17 protein-coding genes are annotated in these 17,274 nt (G+C 61.6%); 10 read left to right on the top strand and 7 right to left on the bottom strand.

The features are described 5' to 3' along the window. Positions 1–7: 7 nt before the first annotated feature. The 4 genes from ureC to AC1D1J_RS07590 are packed head-to-tail and all read right to left on the bottom strand — an operon-like array spanning position 8 to position 2,981. A complete protein-coding gene (gene ureC, locus AC1D1J_RS07605) occupies positions 8–1,726 on the bottom strand; it encodes an urease subunit alpha (RefSeq protein ID WP_477694320.1) in 1,719 nt (572 codons plus the stop codon). Further along, positions 1,726–2,031: an urease subunit beta gene (locus tag AC1D1J_RS07600; protein WP_477688616.1), complete on the bottom strand. Its 306-nt coding sequence runs from the start codon at positions 2,029–2,031 to the stop codon at positions 1,726–1,728. The genes ureC and AC1D1J_RS07600 overlap by 1 nt, the downstream gene beginning before the upstream one ends. Before the next feature lie 8 nt (positions 2,032–2,039). Then, positions 2,040–2,657: a HupE/UreJ family protein gene (locus AC1D1J_RS07595; protein ID WP_477694319.1), complete on the bottom strand. Its 618-nt coding sequence runs from the start codon at positions 2,655–2,657 to the stop codon at positions 2,040–2,042. A 21-nt stretch (positions 2,658–2,678) separates the two neighbouring features. Continuing rightward, positions 2,679–2,981, bottom strand: coding sequence for an urease subunit gamma (locus AC1D1J_RS07590; RefSeq protein ID WP_007874763.1), 303 nt, complete (start codon positions 2,979–2,981; stop codon positions 2,679–2,681). Between the two features lie 165 nt (positions 2,982–3,146). Between AC1D1J_RS07590 and AC1D1J_RS07585 the strand changes: the two genes are divergently transcribed. From AC1D1J_RS07585 to infA, 4 genes are all read left to right on the top strand, one after another. Then, positions 3,147–6,677, top strand: coding sequence for a hybrid sensor histidine kinase/response regulator (locus AC1D1J_RS07585; protein WP_477694488.1), 3,531 nt, complete (start codon positions 3,147–3,149; stop codon positions 6,675–6,677). Further along, on the top strand, positions 6,661–7,692 hold the full coding sequence (locus AC1D1J_RS07580; RefSeq protein ID WP_477649002.1) for a response regulator: 1,032 nt from the start codon (positions 6,661–6,663) through the stop codon (positions 7,690–7,692). Before AC1D1J_RS07585 ends, AC1D1J_RS07580 begins: the two co-directional genes overlap by 17 nt. 466 nt (positions 7,693–8,158) lie before the next feature. Continuing rightward, entirely contained in the window at positions 8,159–8,395 is a 237-nt protein-coding gene (locus tag AC1D1J_RS07575) for a hypothetical protein (RefSeq protein ID WP_457282145.1), read from the top strand. A gap of 62 nt (positions 8,396–8,457) precedes the next feature. Beyond that, positions 8,458–8,715, top strand: coding sequence for a translation initiation factor IF-1 (gene infA, locus AC1D1J_RS07570; protein ID WP_092132708.1), 258 nt, complete (start codon positions 8,458–8,460; stop codon positions 8,713–8,715). A 100-nt stretch (positions 8,716–8,815) separates the two neighbouring features. Here the strand turns inward: infA and AC1D1J_RS07565 are convergent, their stop codons facing one another. Then, positions 8,816–10,171 carry a dicarboxylate/amino acid:cation symporter gene (locus tag AC1D1J_RS07565; protein ID WP_477694318.1) on the bottom strand — a complete coding sequence of 452 codons (1,356 nt, stop codon included), beginning with the start codon at positions 10,169–10,171 and terminating at the stop codon, positions 8,816–8,818. A 120-nt stretch (positions 10,172–10,291) separates the two neighbouring features. Then, the gene (locus AC1D1J_RS07560; protein ID WP_477694317.1) at positions 10,292–10,909 is read right to left on the bottom strand and encodes a DUF502 domain-containing protein; all 618 of its coding nucleotides are present in this window, start codon (positions 10,907–10,909) and stop codon (positions 10,292–10,294) included. 270 nt (positions 10,910–11,179) lie between these two features. Here AC1D1J_RS07560 and AC1D1J_RS07555 point away from each other — a divergent pair, with 270 nt between their 5' ends. From AC1D1J_RS07555 to AC1D1J_RS07530, 6 genes are all read left to right on the top strand, one after another. Next, a complete protein-coding gene (locus tag AC1D1J_RS07555; RefSeq protein ID WP_477694316.1) occupies positions 11,180–11,344 on the top strand; it encodes a hypothetical protein in 165 nt (54 codons plus the stop codon). After that, positions 11,341–11,712 carry a hypothetical protein gene (locus tag AC1D1J_RS07550; RefSeq protein ID WP_477694315.1) on the top strand — a complete coding sequence of 124 codons (372 nt, stop codon included), beginning with the start codon at positions 11,341–11,343 and terminating at the stop codon, positions 11,710–11,712. Before AC1D1J_RS07555 ends, AC1D1J_RS07550 begins: the two co-directional genes overlap by 4 nt. Next, positions 11,709–11,882 (top strand): hypothetical protein, encoded by a 174-nt coding sequence (locus AC1D1J_RS07545; RefSeq protein WP_477694314.1) that lies wholly within the window; start codon positions 11,709–11,711, stop codon positions 11,880–11,882. Before AC1D1J_RS07550 ends, AC1D1J_RS07545 begins: the two co-directional genes overlap by 4 nt. A 292-nt stretch (positions 11,883–12,174) precedes the next feature. After that, positions 12,175–12,414: a hypothetical protein gene (locus AC1D1J_RS07540; RefSeq protein WP_477694313.1), complete on the top strand. Its 240-nt coding sequence runs from the start codon at positions 12,175–12,177 to the stop codon at positions 12,412–12,414. A gap of 119 nt (positions 12,415–12,533) precedes the next feature. Then, positions 12,534–13,346 (top strand): hypothetical protein, encoded by an 813-nt coding sequence (locus tag AC1D1J_RS07535; RefSeq protein ID WP_477694312.1) that lies wholly within the window; start codon positions 12,534–12,536, stop codon positions 13,344–13,346. Between the two features lie 357 nt (positions 13,347–13,703). Further along, entirely contained in the window at positions 13,704–14,426 is a 723-nt protein-coding gene (locus tag AC1D1J_RS07530) for a hypothetical protein (protein ID WP_477694311.1), read from the top strand. Between the two features lie 461 nt (positions 14,427–14,887). Here AC1D1J_RS07530 and AC1D1J_RS07525 read toward each other — a convergent pair whose 3' ends face one another. Next, positions 14,888–17,266: an ATP-dependent DNA helicase gene (locus AC1D1J_RS07525; protein ID WP_477694310.1), complete on the bottom strand. Its 2,379-nt coding sequence runs from the start codon at positions 17,264–17,266 to the stop codon at positions 14,888–14,890. Positions 17,267–17,274: the final 8 nt, after the last annotated feature.

The raw sequence follows: 17,274 nt of genomic DNA, 5'->3' as shown, positions 1-17,274 counted from the left end.
TCGCCGGTTAGAAAAGAAAATACCGTTGCGTCATCGGCAGGCTGGTGGCTGGCTCGCAGGTCAGCAGCTGGCCATCTGCGCGCACCAGGTAGGTCTGCGCGTCAACCTCCATCCTGGGCAGATAGGCATTGTGGACCATGTGCTGCTTGCGCACGCCGCGCACGTTTTTCACGGCGCTCACGGTCTTGGCCAGGCCGAAGCGTTCCTTGACGCCGGCGCTCAGCCCGGCTTGCGAGACAAAGGTCAGCGAACCTTTGGCAATCGCGCCGCCGAAGCCGCCGAACATGGGGCGGTAGTGCACCGGCTGCGGCGTAGGGATGGAGGCATTCGGGTCGCCCATGGCCGCCATGGCGATAAAGCCGCCTTTGAGGATGACCGAGGGTTTGATGCCGAAGAAGGCGGGCTTCCAGACCACCAGGTCGGCCCACTTGCCCAATTCGACTGAGCCGACTTCGTGCGAGATGCCATGGGCAATCGCGGGGTTGATGGTGTATTTACTGATGTATCGCTTGGCCCGGAAGTTGTCATGGCGGTCCGAATCACCAGGCAGCTTGCCGCGCTGCTGTTTCATCTTGTGTGCGGTCTGCCATGTGCGAATGATGACTTCGCCGACGCGGCCCATGGCCTGGCTGTCACTGCTCATCATGCTGATGGCGCCCAGGTCGTGCAGCACGTCTTCGGCTGCGATGGTTTCCTTGCGGATGCGGCTTTCGGCGAAGGCCAGGTCTTCCGCGATGCCGGCGTCCAGGTGGTGGCACACCATCAGCATGTCGACGTGCTCGTCGAGCGTGTTGACGGTGTAGGGCATGGTCGGGTTGGTGGAGGAAGGCAGGAAGTTCTCTTCGCCGACCACACGGAGGATGTCGGGTGCATGTCCGCCGCCAGCGCCTTCGGTGTGGAAGGCGCACAGGCTGCGGCCCTTGGTGGCAGCAATCGTGTTCTCGACAAAACCGGACTCGTTGAGCGTGTCACTGTGGATGGCGACCTGCGTGTCGGTTTCCTCCGCCACGTCCAGGCAGTTGCTGATGGCTGCGGGCGTGGTGCCCCAGTCCTCATGCAGCTTCAGGCCGATGACGCCGGCGTTGATCTGCTCGTGCAGCGCAGCGGGCAGGCTGGCATTGCCCTTGCCCAGGAAGCCCAGGTTCATCGGGAAGGCGTCGGCCGCCTGCAGCATGCGCTCGATGTTCCAGGGGCCGGGCGTGCAGGTGGTGGCAAAGGTGCCTGTGGCCGGGCCGGTGCCGCCGCCCAGCATGGTGGTGATGCCGGCAGTCAGCGCTTCCTCGATCTGCTGCGGGCAGATGAAATGGATGTGCGAGTCGATGCCGCCAGCCGTGACGATCATGCCTTCGCAGCTGATGATCTCGGTGCCGGGGCCGATGATCATGTCGACGCCGGGCTGGGTGTCGGGGTTGCCGGCCTTGCCGATGGCGGCGATGCGCCCGCCCTTGAGGCCGATATCGGCCTTCACGATGCCCCAGTGGTCGATGATGAGCGCATTCGTCATCACGCAGTCCATGGCGCCTTCGGCCCGGGTTTTTTGCGACTGGGCCATGCCGTCGCGTATGGTCTTGCCGCCGCCGAATTTGACTTCCTCGCCGTAGCTGCCGGCGCGCAGCGTGTAGTCGGCTTCGACTTCGATCACCAAATCCGTATCGGCCAGCCGTAGCCGGTCACCCACCGTAGGGCCGAACATTTCCGCGTAGGCGCGGCGTCCAATTGTTGCCATCAAAGTGCTCCCTGCACGAGTCCGCGAAATCCGAACACTTTTCGGTCGCCGGAAAATTCCACCAGTTCCACCGTGCGCTGCTGCCCCGGCTCAAAACGTACCGCCGTACCCGACGCGATGTTCAGGCGCATGCCGCGCGCGGCATCACGGTCAAAGCCAAGCGCGCCGTTGGTTTCGGCGAAGTGGTAATGCGAGCCGACCTGTATGGGCCGGTCTGCCGTGTTCTGCACAACGATGGTCAGCGTGCGCCGGCCTGCGTTGAGTACGTGGTCGGGTCCGTCAGTAATCAGTTCGCCGGGAATCATGGTGCGCCTCAGACCAGTTGGGCGAGCACGGTCACGCCGAAGAGGGCGACGGCGGCGCCAGCCACGCGCGGCAGCCAGACGCTGGCGCTGCGCAGCGCCCAACCCGCACCCAGGCCCGCCAGGTGCAGCAGCAGCGTCGCGGCCAGCATGCCCGACAGGGTGGCCCAGGCATTGGGCGCCCCGGCCAGTTCATAGCCGTGGGCCAGGCCGTGAAAGACGGCGAACACGCCGGCGATGAGCGCGGCCGCGACACCTGGCACATGCCAGCGCGTCACGACCAGCAGGCCGGTGACCAGCAGCGAAGCCGCAATCATGGGTTCGACGGCGGGAACCTGCAGACCCTGCAGGCCCAGCAGGGCGCCCGCCAGCAGCATGCCGGCAAAGCCCAGCGGGCCCCACAACAGCTCAGGCCCGGCGCGCCGCGCGGCGAGGGCGCTCCACAGGCCCACGGCCACCATGGCCGCAAGGTGGTCCATACCCGTCAGCGGGTGGATGAAGCCGCTGAGGAAGGCGCTGGCGTGGTCGTGCGCCGCAGCGCCGGAATGATGGTCAATATGGGCGCTAGCGCCCGCCGATAGAGCGCAAGCAGCTATCAAAAAAAGAGCGTTTTTGGTTTTGATTTGCATGGTGGCGATCTCGGGTAGTGCTTAAACAATCGGCTGGTGCACGGTGACCAGCTTGGTACCGTCGGGAAAAGTCGCTTCGACCTGGATGTCGGGGATCAGCTCGGGGATGCCGTCCATCACGTCGGCGCGGGTCAGCACTGTGCGGCCCTCGCTCATCAGCTGGGCGACGGATTTGCCGTCGCGGGCGCCTTCCATGACGGCGGCGCTGATGAGGGCTACGGACTCGGGGTAGTTGAGCTTGAGGCCGCGGGCGCGGCGCCTTTCGGCGAGCAGGGCAGCGGTAAAAATAAGGAGCTTGTCTTTTTCTCGGGGCGTCAATTCCATGGGGCTCTCTCAGGGCAGGCTGCCGGCTTGGGGATGCTTGCCGGGGTGCAAGAATGGTGCCATAAGAAACGTGAGCCACCAAGGCCGCCCCGGGTAGGACGCATGGCACAGAACATGCACCTGAAGACGGTCAATCACTCCGCGCCCGGCGCATCTGCCCACCCTATGGACGCCCCGCTCACGCCCCAGCTGCCGCCACTGCCGCCCGAAGCGGCCGGGGCCGCGCCTATGGCGGCTGAAGCGCCGCCGGTGCAGCGCATCATCAAGGTCAGGCGCGACTACAACAGCTGGGTGGCGAGCGAAACCATGGAAGACTATGCGCTGCGTTTCACGCCGCAGCGCTTTCGCAAGTGGTCCGAGTGGCGGGTTGCCAATACCGCGTTCGGCGCGGCTTCCTTCCTGATCCTGGAAGCTGTGGGCGCCACGCTGCTGGTGAAGTACGGGTTTACCAACGCCTTCTGGGCCATCATGGCCACCGGGCTCATCATTTTCATGGCGGGCCTGCCCATCAGCATTTACGCGGCGCGCTATGGCGTCGACATGGACTTGCTGACGCGCGGCGCCGGTTTTGGCTATATCGGCTCCACGCTGACCTCGCTGATCTACGCCTCGTTTACCTTTATCTTTTTCGCGCTGGAAGCGGCGGTCATGGCTTACGCGCTGGATCTCGCCCTGGGTATCCCGCCCAGCTGGGGTTACCTGATCTGCGCGCTGGTGGTCATTCCGCTGGTAACCCATGGTGTCTCTGCCATATCCCGTCTGCAGGTCTGGACGCAGCCCTTGTGGCTGGTCATGCTGGTGGTACCTTTTGTTTATGTCTTTCTGCGTGATCCTGGTGCGTTTTCGGGCGTTTTGCACTACGGAGGGGAAACTGGAACGAATGGCGAATTCAATTTGCACCTGTTTGGTGCGGCTTTAACGGTCGGAATCGCGCTGATCACCCAGATGGGCGAGCAGGCCGACTATTTGCGCTTCATGCCGGTGCAGACTGACGCCAACCGCTGGCGGTGGTGGGCCGGTGTGCTGGCGGGCGGGCCTGGCTGGGTGTTACTCGGCGTGGTGAAGATGCTGGGCGGCGCTTTTCTGGCCTATCTGGCCATTTCCAACATGGTGCCACTGGACAGGGCGGTAGACCCCAACCAGATGTACCTTGCGGCCTACGAGTATGTCTTCCCGAATTACGGCATGGCGGTGGCGGCCACGGCGTTGTTCGTGGTGGTGTCGCAGCTGAAGATCAATGTGACCAACGCATATGCCGGCTCGCTGGCCTGGTCGAATTTTTTCTCGCGCATCACGCACAGCCATCCCGGGCGGGTGGTCTGGGTGGTGTTCAACACGCTCATTGCCTTCATGCTGATGGAGATGAATGTGTTCCAGGCGCTGGGCGACGTGTTGGGGCTGTATTCGAACATCGCCATCGCCTGGGTGATGGCTGTCGTCGCCGACCTGGTCGTCAATAAGCCGTTGGGCCTTTCTCCCAAAGGCATTGAATTCAAACGGGCCCACCTGTACGACATCAACCCGGTCGGTGTGGGCGCCATGGCGCTGGCTTCGCTGTTGTCGGTTACAGCGCATCTGGGGCTTTACGGCGAAACGGCGCGGGCTTTTTCCGCGGTGATCGCCATGGGCACCGCATTTGTGGCCGCGCCCCTGATCGCGTGGGCGACCAAAGGCCGTTACTACATTGCGCGCAGCTCCGGAGCGACGGCTTCCGACGGTTCCTACAAGCGCTATGCAACGCAGCAGTGTGTCATTTGCGAACGCGCCTACGAAGGCCCGGACATGGCGCACTGCCCCGCCTACCAGGGGCCGATCTGCTCGCTGTGCTGCACGCTGGACGCGCGCTGCGGTGACCTGTGCAAGCCGCACGCCAGCCTGTCGGCGCAGTGGTCGGGTGCGCTGCGCTGGCTGCTGCCGCGCCGCACCTGGCCTTACCTGGATACGGGCCTGGGCCATTTCCTGCTGCTCATGCTCATCATCGTGCCGCTGCTGGCCAGCGTGTTCGGCCTGCTTTACCACCAGGAAATCAGCGCGCTGGCGGACATCGAACCCTCTGAGCCGGCTTTGCGTTCAGGTTTCATGAAGGCGTACATGGCCTTGCTGGTCATTGCCGGCCTTGTGGCCTGGTGGCTGGTGCTGGCGCATAAAAGCCGCCAGGTGGCCCAGGAAGAGTCGAATCGCCAGACCCATTTGCTGATGCGCGAGATCGAGTCGCACCGGCAAACAGACGAGGCGCTGCAACAGGCCAAGCTGGTGGCAGAAGAGGCCCGCCGCCATGCCGACCAGGCCAACCAGGCGAAAAGTCGCTATATCAGCGCCATCAGCCACGAATTGCGCACGCCGCTCAACAGCATCCTGGGTTACGCGCAGCTGATGGGGGAAGACAACGCCATACCTCCACACCGCAAACAGGCGGTCAGCGTCATCAAGCGCGGGGGCGAACACCTGCTCTCGCTGATCGAGGGAACGCTCGATATTGCCCGCATCGAGGCGGGCAAGCTCACGCTGAATGTCAAGCCCATGCATTTCGCCGACTGTGTGCACGAGATGGCCGGCATGTTCGAGCTGCAGGCCGCCGCCAAGGGTCTCGGGTTCCGCTTTGAGACAAGCGGTCATCTGCCGGAGCTGGTGCGGGCCGATGAGAAACGCGTTCGGCAGATTCTCATCAATTTGCTGGGCAACGCCATCAAGTTCACGGCGCAGGGCCAGGTGATTTTCAGGTTGCGCCACGCGCGCGAAATGGCCTACATCGACATTGAAGATACCGGCCCGGGCATGGGTGAGGCGGAGTTGGCGCAGATTTTTGAGCCCTTTGCACGCGGGGCTACAGCCGGCCAAAGCGCGGAAGGCACACCGGGCGCCGGTTTGGGTTTGACGATTGCCAAGATGCTGACCGACCTGATGGGTGGCGAGATGACGGTGGTCAGCACCCCGGGCGAAGGCTCGATTTTCCGCATCCGGCTGTTTTTGCCCGAAGTGCACGCGGCCGCAGGGGCCGTCAAGGATGCCGCCACCAAACCGGCAAGACGCCAGCCGCGCGGCTATGAAGGGGTTCGCCGCAAGCTGCTGGTGGTCGACAACGAAGAGCCCGACCGTGAACTGCTGGTGCAACTGCTTGAGCCCATGGGATTTGAATTGCGTACCGCCGCCAGTGGTCACGATTGCATGGACCTGCTGGCCAGCGGATACCGGCCCGACGTGATCTTCATGGACCTGGCCATGCCGGGGATTGATGGCTGGGAAACCCTGCGCCGTGTGCGTGCGTCAGGGCACGAGGACATTCATCTCGCCATTGTTTCCGCCAACGCATTCGACAAGGGCGCCGAGAACGATGCCGGCATCCTTCCCGAGGACTTCATCCTCAAACCGGTGCGCCACACCGAATTGATCGACTGGCTTGAGCGGCGGCTGGCCCTCAGGTGGCGTTATGACCTTCCTGTGGATGATCGCGCGCCTGTAGCTCAGGCTGCGCCACCGCGTGTACTGCCCGATGCGTCTCAACTCGCGGCCCTGCTCGAGGTCGTCAATCTCGGGTTTTACCGGGGCATCATGAACAATCTGGCAGAGATTGAAAGGCAGCGGCCGGAGGCCGCGGCCTTTGTGGACGAAATGCGCGTGCTGGCGCGGCAATTTCAGTTTGAAGCCATGGGCCGCCAGCTAGCGAACAAGGAGACGGGCCATGAGCAGCGTGCTTGACGACGGACCAACGCTGGATCGAAAACTGGACCGCACACTGGACCGGGCCAACAGCGATATCGTGCTGATTGTGGACGACGTACCCGACAACCTGTCGGTCCTGCACGATGCGCTCGATGAATCGGGCTATACCGTTCTTGTGGCCACCAGCGGCGAGGCAGCGCTGCAGCGTGCGCTGCAGGCTTTGCCCGACATCGTCCTACTCGACGCCATGATGCCCGGGATGGACGGCTTCGAAGTTGCCAAACGCCTGAAGGCCATGGCTGAAACGGCGCATATCCCCATTATTTTCATGACCGGCCTCACGGAAACCGAGTACCTCGTGGCGGCCCTGGAAGCCGGTGGAGTGGACTACGTCACCAAGCCGATCAAGCCCAAGGAAGTGATGGCACGCATGGGCGTGCATTTGCAGGGTGCCCGCCGTGCCAGGCAGGAAGCGCGGCAGGCAGGGCAAGCACGCAATGCGTTGGACGCTTTCGGCTACGCCAGCATCACGGTGCGCATGGGCGGTGAGGCAGACGGGAAACTGATCTGGCAAACGCCGCTGGCGCGCGACCTGCTCATGCGCTATTACGGTACGTCCGCGCCGCAAACACCCGAACCTGTACTCGACTGGTTGCGTCGCCACATGGCGGAGGCGGAGCGCCAGGTTGAGCCGCCGCGCCTGGCGGTGGAGCTTGGTCCGCGGCGCCTGACCTTCCGGCTGCACCAACAGACCGGCGACGGGGACCGCGGCGGTGACTGGCTGATCGTCATGCGCGAAATTTCCGACGACGCAGTGGTGGAAGCCATGAGCCTGAGCTTCAAGCTCACTGCCCGTGAAGCTGAAGTGCTGTATTGGGTGGTCAAGGGCAAAACCAACCGTGATATCGGCGATATCCTGGGTTCCAGCCCGGCGACGGTGAAAAAGCACCTGGAACGGGTGTATGCCAAGCTGGGCGTCGAAACCCGCACCGCTGCCGCGGGTATGGCGATGAACCGCATACGGCAGCTGCATCCGCAGTTTGAGGGCTAGATATGGCCCCCACGGTCGCTCACTGCGTGTAGCTTCCTGCCCCCCAAGGGGGCCGCTGCGCCTGCGGCCCGGCAAAGCCGGTTCCGCGGCCCCTGCTTGCAAGAAGGGGGCTGGCCGGCACCGTATGAGGGTTAAAAGCGTGATTTGCGCCGGGCGGTTACAATAAGAGCTTCGGTAAAGCATCAGCTTTTTTCATCGAGGCCTTTTCCCAACAGGCTTCCTTCTCAATTGCGGCGCTTCCCAGAGCCCGAATCCACAGTGTTTTCAGTGCCCATACAGCCCTGAACCTTCTCAACACTGTTCCGTTTTTCCGGTGAGCACTATTCCCGACAGTGCCACGCATGGCTCAACCAGCCCAGCCCCTGACAAGGGCCAGGTGGGTGGACACCGAACACCCGCCGGCTTGCTCGCAAGCCGATTACTCCTTATTTATCAAGCCGGGACACATACCCGGCACGGACTTTTTATGAACGTAGATCACACCAAAATCGCGGTGGGCAAGTACCTTGTCTCACCACTGGCCAAGCAGCAAGGCGAACGCTACGCTGCATCGGTCTCCATCCGCTCAGGCAGCGGCAGCGCCACGCACGACCGCGTGATGCGCTTCAGCGGCCTTTTCGACAGTGCGGCCGCGGCCGTGCATTACGCGACGGAACATGCCCTCGGCTGGATCCACGAGCGTTCGGCGCCGGCCTGCGCATAAGCCTTGCCAGCCCTTACAACAGACATCACTGACAATTTTTCCAATTCCCTAGGAGTTACATCATGGCCAAAGAAGAACTGATTGAAATGCATGGGCTGGTAGACGAAGTGTTGCCTGATTCGCGCTTTCGCGTCACGCTCGACAACGGCCACAAGCTCGTGGCTTACACCTCGGGCAAGATGCGCAAGAACCACATCCGCATTCTTGCGGGTGACCAGGTGTCGCTGGAGCTCTCGCCCTACGACCTGAGCAAGGGCCGCATCACCTTCCGCCATATCGCTGGCCGCGGCCCCGGCCCGGCACCGCGCCAGGCTCGCTAAACCGGCGGCTCGTCGCGCCCCAAAAAAGCACAAAGCCCGGCAGGCGGAGAATCCTCCGTTTGCCGGGCTTTGTTGTTTTTCCCTGAACTGTGAACAGGCCCTAGCGCCGGCCGGTCGCCATGTGCTCGGTCTTCTTGTTGATCAGCACTTCGGGCTCCTGGGCCTCGACCCAGGTTTCATTGTTGAGCCCGGTCTGGAGCCGCTCGGTGTCCAGATCATTCGTCCATTTGGCGACCACTATCGTGGCCACGCCATTGCCGATCAGGTTGGTCAGCGCCCGCGCTTCCGACATGAAGCGGTCAATTCCCAGAATGAGCGCCAGTCCGGCCACAGGCACGGTACCCACCGCCGACAGCGTGGCGGCCAGCACAATGAATCCGCTGCCGGTGATGCCTGCCGCGCCTTTCGAAGTCAGCAATAGCACCGCCAGCAGCGTGAGTTCCTGCGTGAGGGTCATGGGCGTGTTGGTGGCCTGCGCGATGAACACCGCCGCCATCGTGAGGTAGATTGACGTGCCGTCCAGGTTGAACGAATAACCGGTCGGGATCACCAGGCCGACGGTGGTTTTCTTTGCGCCCAGGTTCTCCATCTTTTCCATCATGCGCGGCAGCACGGACTCGGACGACGAGGTGCCCAGCACGATCAGCAGCTCTTCCTTGATGTACTTGATGAACTTCCAGATGCTGAACCCGTGCAGGCGTGCAATGGTGCCCAACACCACGAAGATGAAGATCAGGCAGGTCGCATAGAAAGCGGCCATCAGCTTGCCGAGCGACACCAGGCTGTCCACGCCATAAGCGCCTATGGTGAAGGCCATTGCACCGAAAGCGCCTATGGGCGCCACCTTCATGATGAAGCCGACAATGGTGAACAGCACATGCGAGGCTTTTTCGACGAAGTCGAACACCAGCGTGCCGCGCCCGCCGAAACGGTGCAACGCGAAGCCGAACATCACCGCGATCAGCAGCACCTGCAGAATTTCACCCTTGGCGAAGGCATCCACCACGGTGGACGGAATGATGTTCATGATGAAGTCGGTCGTGCCGACCATCTTCCCGGGGCCGGTATAAGCCGCGATGGCTTTGGTGTCCAGCGTGGACACGTCGACATTCATGCCTTCGCCCGGCTTGAATACGTTGACCAGGACCAGCCCGATGATCAATGCGAAGGTGCTGACGACTTCAAAGTACAGCAGCGCCAGGCCACCGGTCTTGCCGACCTTCTTCATGTCCTCCATGCCGGCGATGCCGATCACGACGGTGCAGAAGATGATGGGTGCGATCATCATCTTGATGAGCTTGATGAAGCCGTCGCCCAGCGGCTTCATGAGCTTTCCGGCCTCAGGGTAAAAATGCCCCAGCAGCACACCGGCGATCACGGCGCAGATCACCTGGAAGTAGAGCGATTTGTAAAGGGGTGGCTTGCGGCTTGTCTTCGTTGTCGTTGTGCTTGTCATGGCCGGGTCGCATCAGCGAATGCGCGGGTTGTGGGGGACGGGTTCAATATAGCCACGCCACGCGATTTGTCCATGTGGGAAACCACAGATAACAAATCTTTACGCCGCTCCAGCGTAAGCTCAGCCGGCCGGGCTGCCGCTGCCAGTACCCGCGGCCGGCGGGCGGGCCATCCACGCAATCAGTGACGAGCGCATGGCTTCTTCCACCGACATGTCGATAGGCTGCACCCACTCCGTCGGCACAAACACCGTGTAGCCGCCGATCATGTAGCCCATGGGCAAATAAACCGCAACACGCTCACCCGGAAGGAATCCGGAAGGCAGGTCGGCAAAGCTGCGGCGGGTGATCAGGCCCACGATTTCCATCGCGTGCCCAGGCATGCGCAATATCACCACGCTTTGCTCGCCCTGCTTGCCCGAAGGTGAAAAGTAGTCGGCAAAACTCTTGAGCGACGAGTAGATGCTTTTGACCACCGGCAAATTGGTAAACGGCAATTCCGCGAAAGACAGCACTTTGCGCACACTTTGCTGGGATACCAGGAAGCCAATCGCCAGAATGGTCAGGATGCCGAACGCCAAGCCCATGCCGGGCAGGTAAAAACTGCCGATGAGAGGGCGCAGCATCCACAGGGCGGCAGTTTCCATCCATGCCAGAAAGATATAGAGGAGGTATACCGTCAGTGCCACCGGCAGGATGGTGATGAGGCCACGAAAGAAATATTTATAGAGGCTTTTCATGGGCTTTTCGTTGGCTTTTCGTTAAGGCGCGCTGCGCATGGTGCATTTTTCTGGCTAGCCTGCAATATAACCATTTCGCATGACACACCTCGCCAGGGAGGGTGTCGGTCTTCTCCTACATTTTCACGGTACTAATCACTGCCGGGTGTCACAGTCTCTTGCTTAAACTGTCGCAGTGCAGCCGTTACCCAACATTAGCCAAATTACCCGTTGCTGCTTCAAGGCAATAACAAAAATCAATCAACCCACAGCCCCAAGCCCAGTGCTGACATGAACCCGGACCCAGGTCTTCTTCCCGCTCACATCGTGCTTGCACCTGAGCAGGTGCCGATGCTGAAAGTTACCTTTCATTCCCTTGATATTTTTCGGCTGCGCTATCAACTGCGCAACAACGTCATGCCTGGCCATCCCGGCCTTTTTCTAGGATATTTATGAGCCAATCCACGCTGGTCAATGCGCAACTCAATGCCCCCTTGCGTTCCCTTGCCCTGACAGTCGAAGAACCCGCGCCAGGCGAATTTTGCTGGCGCATCCTGGAGAGCCACGCGGATCCTCTGGTGTTTGAATCGGTGTCCTGCTCCGATATCAGTTTTGCCGCATATGACACTGCATTGGCCACCGGTTACGGCGAGTTGCAGCGCCTGATCGGCCCCGACCTGCAATACGGCCCGCGCAGCGACGAGCCGCAGCAGGTCGATCTTTTCGGTGCTGCCAGTTCTGCGAAGAAAAATACGGCGGCCGGCAGCCCGGAAATCCGGGCGGCGAGAGACACCGGCATCAAACCGGGTGCGGTACCTGCGTGAAACCCGATCTGCAAGCGGAGTACGTACGGCTTCGCGCACAGCTTGAAGCCCTGGGGGCGGCACCGGTAAAGAATTTTCCGCGCATAGACCAGCTCATCGATGAGCTTGAAAAAATTCAGCTGGCCATCAAGGCCGAGCACGGCCTCAAGGGCAACAATCCCAACGAATAGTCCACCGGATAAATATGCAGAAACAAGGGGGACCGCGGCATGTGGCAAGTGCGGCCCCATTCAGCGCGGAACGCGCAAGAAACCTGGGCGACCTCGAGTCATTGAATCAGGCCCAGGTGTTTATATTGGTTCGGTGCGTAGCATTTTGTGACCTCGCTTGTCCTACATGACAGGCCGTACCGGACCGACGCCGTGTCCCAGTCTCCCCTCGTAAATTGGAATTAGCTGGCAATACGGCCAGCCATTTACCAACCCTGATTGCCTGTGATGGGCATGACTTAAGGAGCAAGACATGAAGTTTTCCAAATCCCTGGCCTCTGCCGTAGCCGCTGCCGCTGTTGTGAGCACCATTGGCCTGGCATACGCCCAGACCGAAACCCCAACGGCACCAGCTGCGCCTGCAGAATCGTCCGGCCAGACCATGCAAAACCAGGACACCACCACGCCTAGCAGTGCGGCACCTGCCACCTCGACTGAAAGCAACACGGCTGGCTTCCAGACCGAGCGCCCAGCACAAGCTGACCGCAACTAAACCCAGACCGTCATGCGCCTTGGTGTGACGCCGCTCCGGTTTGCCGTGTCTTTTAAGGCGCGGCTTCCGGAGCGTTTTCACGTAGGTGCCGGATCGTCCTTGTTGTTTTAGCGTTGGCCATGCGTCGTATTTTCATGAACGTGTTTGGGTCGCCCGCGCCCCCGGCCGGCGATGGGCCCGGCACCAGCCGCGCAGACGTTCTTGACGGCATCAAGCAAGGCATCTTGCTGGGCTCGGCACTGCTTGTCCTCACATTGCCGCTTTTTCATGCCCGTCCGGTTTCCTCTCCGGCCCTGAACCCCATTCCTTCCAGCGCCTTGCAGCTGGCGCCGTCTTTGCGCTTTGCCGATTTTGGTGAAGAGCCCGCGTCGGATGAGGCGCGGCAGGTCGCCAATTGGGTGGTTGCTTCCGGGGACAACCGCAGGCTTTTCTTTGTCATCCTCGACAAGATAAATACCAAGGTTTTTGTTTTCGAACCCTCCGGCAAGTTGCGCAGCGCCACGCCCGTGCTGATCGGTGCGGCGGTCGGCGATGATTCCGTGACCGGTATCGGCGGGCGGCCCATTGCGCAGGTGCAACCCCACGAACGCACCACACCGGCGGGCCGGTTTATGGGGGAGCCTGGCCGCAACACCTTGGGTGAAGATGTTGTCTGGGTGGATTACGAGGCGGCTGTTTCCATGCACCGCGTACGAACACTCGAGCCCAAAGAGCGCCGGCTGGAAAGGCTTGCGTCTCCCGGTACCGAGGACAACCGTATTTCCTACGGGTGCATCAACATGCCGGTGGCATTTTTCGAAGATGTACTCAAGCGCGCGTTCAATGCGAGCTATGGCGTGATTTACGTTTTGCCGGAAATCAAACCACTGGCTGAGGTTTTTCCTGCCGCCCATGCGCTTGCCGCAAAACAGGGGCTTCGCCCCGCCGCCTGACACCCGCCTGTTCGCTCCTTCGATCACCTCTCGCGAAGAGTGAGTTGTAACAACCCCCTGACGTACTGTTGCGCGCTCGCATCTCCCATGCGAAAATGCCCACATGTGGCCGCTGTTACCAAATTCCTGAGTAGCTAAATTTGGCTGCAAAAAAAGCATTGCATGACAATGCAGCAAACGATTTATTGCTATTAAAAGCATAGCAAAATTCCAGAGGATTTCAGGGTTTTTCCGTTGTGAACATTTGCTTGCATCGCTAACATGGTGCAACCACAGCCGGGCTCCTACCCAAAAGGTTCGAGGCCGGCTTTTTCATGTGCTCCGCACATGGCAATGAATTCAACCCACGGGATCAGGATGTTGTTCAAAGGAAAGGCACTGCGCGCAAAAACCGTCTGCACGGCGGCCATTGCCTTTCTCGCTGCGATCCCTCTGTGGGCATCTGCCATTCCCGTAGATCCGCCCTTGGTACGCGGCCCGGAACCCGTGATGGCGGTGCCGGGCGCCGGCAGTTCCGCCGACATGACACTGGTGGCGGCATCGGCCGATGCACGCTACGCCCTGCGCTGGATCATGAACGCACGCGATAACCAGGGCCTGCCATTTGTGGTGGTCGATAAAAAAGGCGGGCGCATTTTTGTGTTCGACGCCACAGGGCAATTGCGCGGCGCATCGCCCGCATTGACCGGCCTGACACCCGGCGACCACACGGTGCCGGGCATGGAGCAGCGCAACGTCGCCAGCCTGCGCGCAGACGAACGCACCACGCCGGCAGGCCGGTTTGTTTCCGAACCCGGCCACAACCTTCACGGTGAGGCTATTGTGTGGATCGACTACACGGCCAAGCTGGCAATCCACCGTCTTCGCCCTGCGGCTCCGGCAGAACGCCGCGCCGAACGGCTGGCTTCTGAAACACCTGACGACAACCGCATTTCGCTGGGGTGTGTCGTAGTGCCCGTCAATTTCTACGAAACCGTCGTGAACCCCGTGCTGGGAAAAAGCCATGGCGTGGTGTATGTCCTGCCTGAAACCCAGCCCGTGCAGCGCATGCTGGGCGCGCTGCAGTTCAGCCAGCGCTAACGCCTCTGCACGCCTTGATGCTGCCGGCCCCCTGGCCTGGGGTTTATGGCAACTGCCAGAACGGCGAACAGCATTCCTTGCTGATTGAGGTGACAAGGTTGCTATCATTTTCGGAGCTGCTTACACCCGTCCCGATTGACCTGCGGGCCGATTTTGCTTGAATTCTGGGTGTTTCCATGCTGGACTGCAGGCGGGCGAGCCGCACAACTACACGCGCGTCAGCGATTCCTTACTTGCAGCAAGCCTTCAGGCTGGCATGGCCGCCCCCGGACGCAATCTACATTGAAGTTGTCTTCAATTTGACAACTTTCAGGAGAATCAAATGCCTCTCATTGCCTGGTTACTGGGTGTTCCCCTTAGTGTGGTTCTTATCCTCATGCTGCTGGGCGTGTTTTAGGCCCCGCATGGTGAGCGGCCTTTATGGCCGTACAGGCAAAAGCCCGCGGACGCGGGCTTTTGCTTTAGTGATTCAGGGAGTGGGGCTCCGACAACGCCGCGGCCGGTTCCCGCCGCCTGGCGCGCAGCCGCGCCACTTTCCACCATCCCGGCAGCAGGCTTTGTACTTCGGGCCGGGTGAAGCGGTCGTCCATGAGATAGACCACGCCGCGGTCCGAGGTGGTGCGTATGACCCGTCCGGCCGCCTGCACGACTTTCTGCAGGCCGGGATAAAGGTAGGTGTAGTCGTAGCTCTGGGCCGCGCCGAAGTTGACGCCCATGCGTTCGCGGATCTGCTCGTTCACCGCATTGACCTGCGGCAGGCCCAGTGTGGCGATGAACGCGCCTATCAGCCGGTCGCCCGGCAGGTCTATGCCTTCGGCGAACGAGCCACCCAAAACCGCAAAGCCTATGCCTTGCGAGGCCGGCGTGAAGCGCGCCAGGAAGGCGTCGCGCGCGGCTTCCTCCATGCCGCGCGTCTGTTCCCACACGGGAATATGCGGGTAGCGCCGCCGGAACAGCGTGACCAGTTTTTGCAGGTAGTCGTAGCTGCTCAGGAACGCCAGGTAATTACCAGGCCGGCTTTCATACTGGCGCGCCATCAGGTCGACGATGGGCGAAAGCGAGTCGTCACGGTGTTGAAAGCGCGTGGAGACGTCGCTCACCACCGAAACCTGCAGCTGCTCGGCCAGGAAGGGTGACTCCACCTCTGTCCACACGGTGCCGGCCGGCAGGCCCAGCGTGTCGGCGTAGTAGTTTTGCGGGCTCAGCGTGGCGGAGAAGAGTGCCGTCGACTGCGCGGCGGCAAAACGCGGCGCCAGGAAGGGCGCAGGCACCACGTTGCGGATGTTGAGCACCGCGAGTTGCTGGCCGAGTACCTGGCCCAGCGCGTCGCGGCCGGCTTCCTGCTGCAGCGTCACGTCAAACAGCGAGTGTTCGCCGAAGTCTTCAGCCATGCGCGAAAAGTGCAGTGCCTCGAAATAAAAATCCTGCAGTTCGCCGTCCATGCGGGTCGGGTTGGCCAGCAGGAAGTCGGTGATCTGGGTCAGCGCCTGCGCCAGGGTTTTCAGAAAAGGCACGGGCAGCTCGGGATGGACCTGGTAGGCCTCGCCGCGCGCCTGCTGCGCCTCCTGCAATTCCAGCAGGCTGCGGTTGAGCCGCTCCAGTGCGCCGCGAACGGCGCGGGGCGCGGTGGCGTGCACCTGTTGCAGCTGCGCCTGGCTCAGCGTGGCTGAGTACATCTTGCGCGCGCGCTCCACCAGGTTGTGCGCTTCGTCCACCAGCACGCCTACGCGCCACTGGTTGCCCACGGCCTGGCCGTGCAGCAGCGCGCTGGTGTCGAAGTAATAGTTGTAGTCGCCCACCACCACGTCCGACCAGGTGACCAGTTCCTGGCTCAGGTAGTAAGGGCACACATGGTGGGCCAGCGCCAGTTCACGCAGTGCTGCTTTATCGAGCGGGCCTTGTGCGGCGGCATGCTGCACCGCAGCGCTGCGCGCCTGGGGCAGCCGGTCGTAAAAGCCCTGGGCGAGCGGGCAGGCGTCGCCGTGGCAGGCCTTGCCCGGGTGTTCACAGGCCTTGTCACGCGCCACCAGCTCCAGCACGCGCAGCGGCAGAGCCGTCGTGCTGCCCTTGATGCGGTCCAGCGCATCGAGCGCCAGCCTGCGGCCCGGTGTTTTGGCCGCCAGGAAAAACAGCTTGTCGAGTTGCTTTTTCGGCACAGCCTTGAGCAGCGGGAACACCGTGCCAATGGTTTTTCCGATGCCCGTGGGCGCCTGTGCCATCAGGCAGGTGCCGGCCTGGGCTGTCTTGTAAACCGCTTCGGCCAGCTCGCGCTGACCCGGCCTGAATGCGGGGTGCGGAAATGCCAGCGTGGCCAGCGCAGCATCACGCGCCTGGCGGTGCGCCAGCTCCTGGTTGGCCCAGCCCAGAAAGCGCTCGCACTGCGTTTCAAAGTACTCCTTGAGCGACGCGGCGGAAAAATGTTCGGTCAGCGGTGTTTCCTGCGTGCTGGCCACGTCAAAGTACACCAGTGTCAGGTTGACGTCCTGCAGCTTTTTGGCTTCGCAAAGCAGCCAGCCGTAAATCTTCAGCTGTGCCCAGTGCAGGTGCCGGCGGTTGTCGGCCATGGCGTGCAGGTCGCCCCGGAAAGTCTTGACCTCTTCAAGCTGGTTGCGTTCAGGGTCGTAGCCGTCGGCACGGCCGCGCACCTTCAGGGTCTTGTACTCGCCCTCCAGGCTGACTTCGGCCTGATAAGACTCTGAGGACTCTGCACGGCGCGACGCCACCATGGCGTGCCCGGCCATGCCTTCCTGTGCGGAAGGTGATGGCGTAAAACGCAGGTCCAGGTCGCCATGCTTGGCGGTGAACTCGCACAGGGCCCGGACAGCCACAAGGTATTTCAATCGGTAGT

Source organism: Polaromonas sp. P1_F8, from assembly GCF_056405635.1.
The sequence above is the reverse complement of the archived record's forward strand: the minus strand, read 5'-3'. Positions and strand labels throughout refer to the sequence as shown.

Bases quoted from the DNA above. Each gene is read 5' to 3' on its own strand.
- ureC (WP_477694320.1), bottom strand. From the start codon at position 1,726: ATGGCAACAATTGGACGCCGCGCCTACGCGGAAATGTTCGGCCCTACG.
- AC1D1J_RS07600 (WP_477688616.1), bottom strand. From the start codon at position 2,031: ATGATTCCCGGCGAACTGATTACTGACGGACCCGACCACGTACTCAAC.
- AC1D1J_RS07595 (WP_477694319.1), bottom strand. From the start codon at position 2,657: ATGCAAATCAAAACCAAAAACGCTCTTTTTTTGATAGCTGCTTGCGCT.
- AC1D1J_RS07590 (WP_007874763.1), bottom strand. From the start codon at position 2,981: ATGGAATTGACGCCCCGAGAAAAAGACAAGCTCCTTATTTTTACCGCT.
- AC1D1J_RS07585 (WP_477694488.1), top strand. From the start codon at position 3,147: ATGGACGCCCCGCTCACGCCCCAGCTGCCGCCACTGCCGCCCGAAGCG.
- AC1D1J_RS07580 (WP_477649002.1), top strand. From the start codon at position 6,661: ATGAGCAGCGTGCTTGACGACGGACCAACGCTGGATCGAAAACTGGAC.
- AC1D1J_RS07575 (WP_457282145.1), top strand. From the start codon at position 8,159: ATGAACGTAGATCACACCAAAATCGCGGTGGGCAAGTACCTTGTCTCA.
- infA (WP_092132708.1), top strand. From the start codon at position 8,458: ATGGCCAAAGAAGAACTGATTGAAATGCATGGGCTGGTAGACGAAGTG.
- AC1D1J_RS07565 (WP_477694318.1), bottom strand. From the start codon at position 10,171: ATGACAAGCACAACGACAACGAAGACAAGCCGCAAGCCACCCCTTTAC.
- AC1D1J_RS07560 (WP_477694317.1), bottom strand. From the start codon at position 10,909: ATGAAAAGCCTCTATAAATATTTCTTTCGTGGCCTCATCACCATCCTG.
- AC1D1J_RS07555 (WP_477694316.1), top strand. From the start codon at position 11,180: ATGAACCCGGACCCAGGTCTTCTTCCCGCTCACATCGTGCTTGCACCT.
- AC1D1J_RS07550 (WP_477694315.1), top strand. From the start codon at position 11,341: ATGAGCCAATCCACGCTGGTCAATGCGCAACTCAATGCCCCCTTGCGT.
- AC1D1J_RS07540 (WP_477694313.1), top strand. From the start codon at position 12,175: ATGAAGTTTTCCAAATCCCTGGCCTCTGCCGTAGCCGCTGCCGCTGTT.
- AC1D1J_RS07535 (WP_477694312.1), top strand. From the start codon at position 12,534: ATGCGTCGTATTTTCATGAACGTGTTTGGGTCGCCCGCGCCCCCGGCC.
- AC1D1J_RS07530 (WP_477694311.1), top strand. From the start codon at position 13,704: ATGTTGTTCAAAGGAAAGGCACTGCGCGCAAAAACCGTCTGCACGGCG.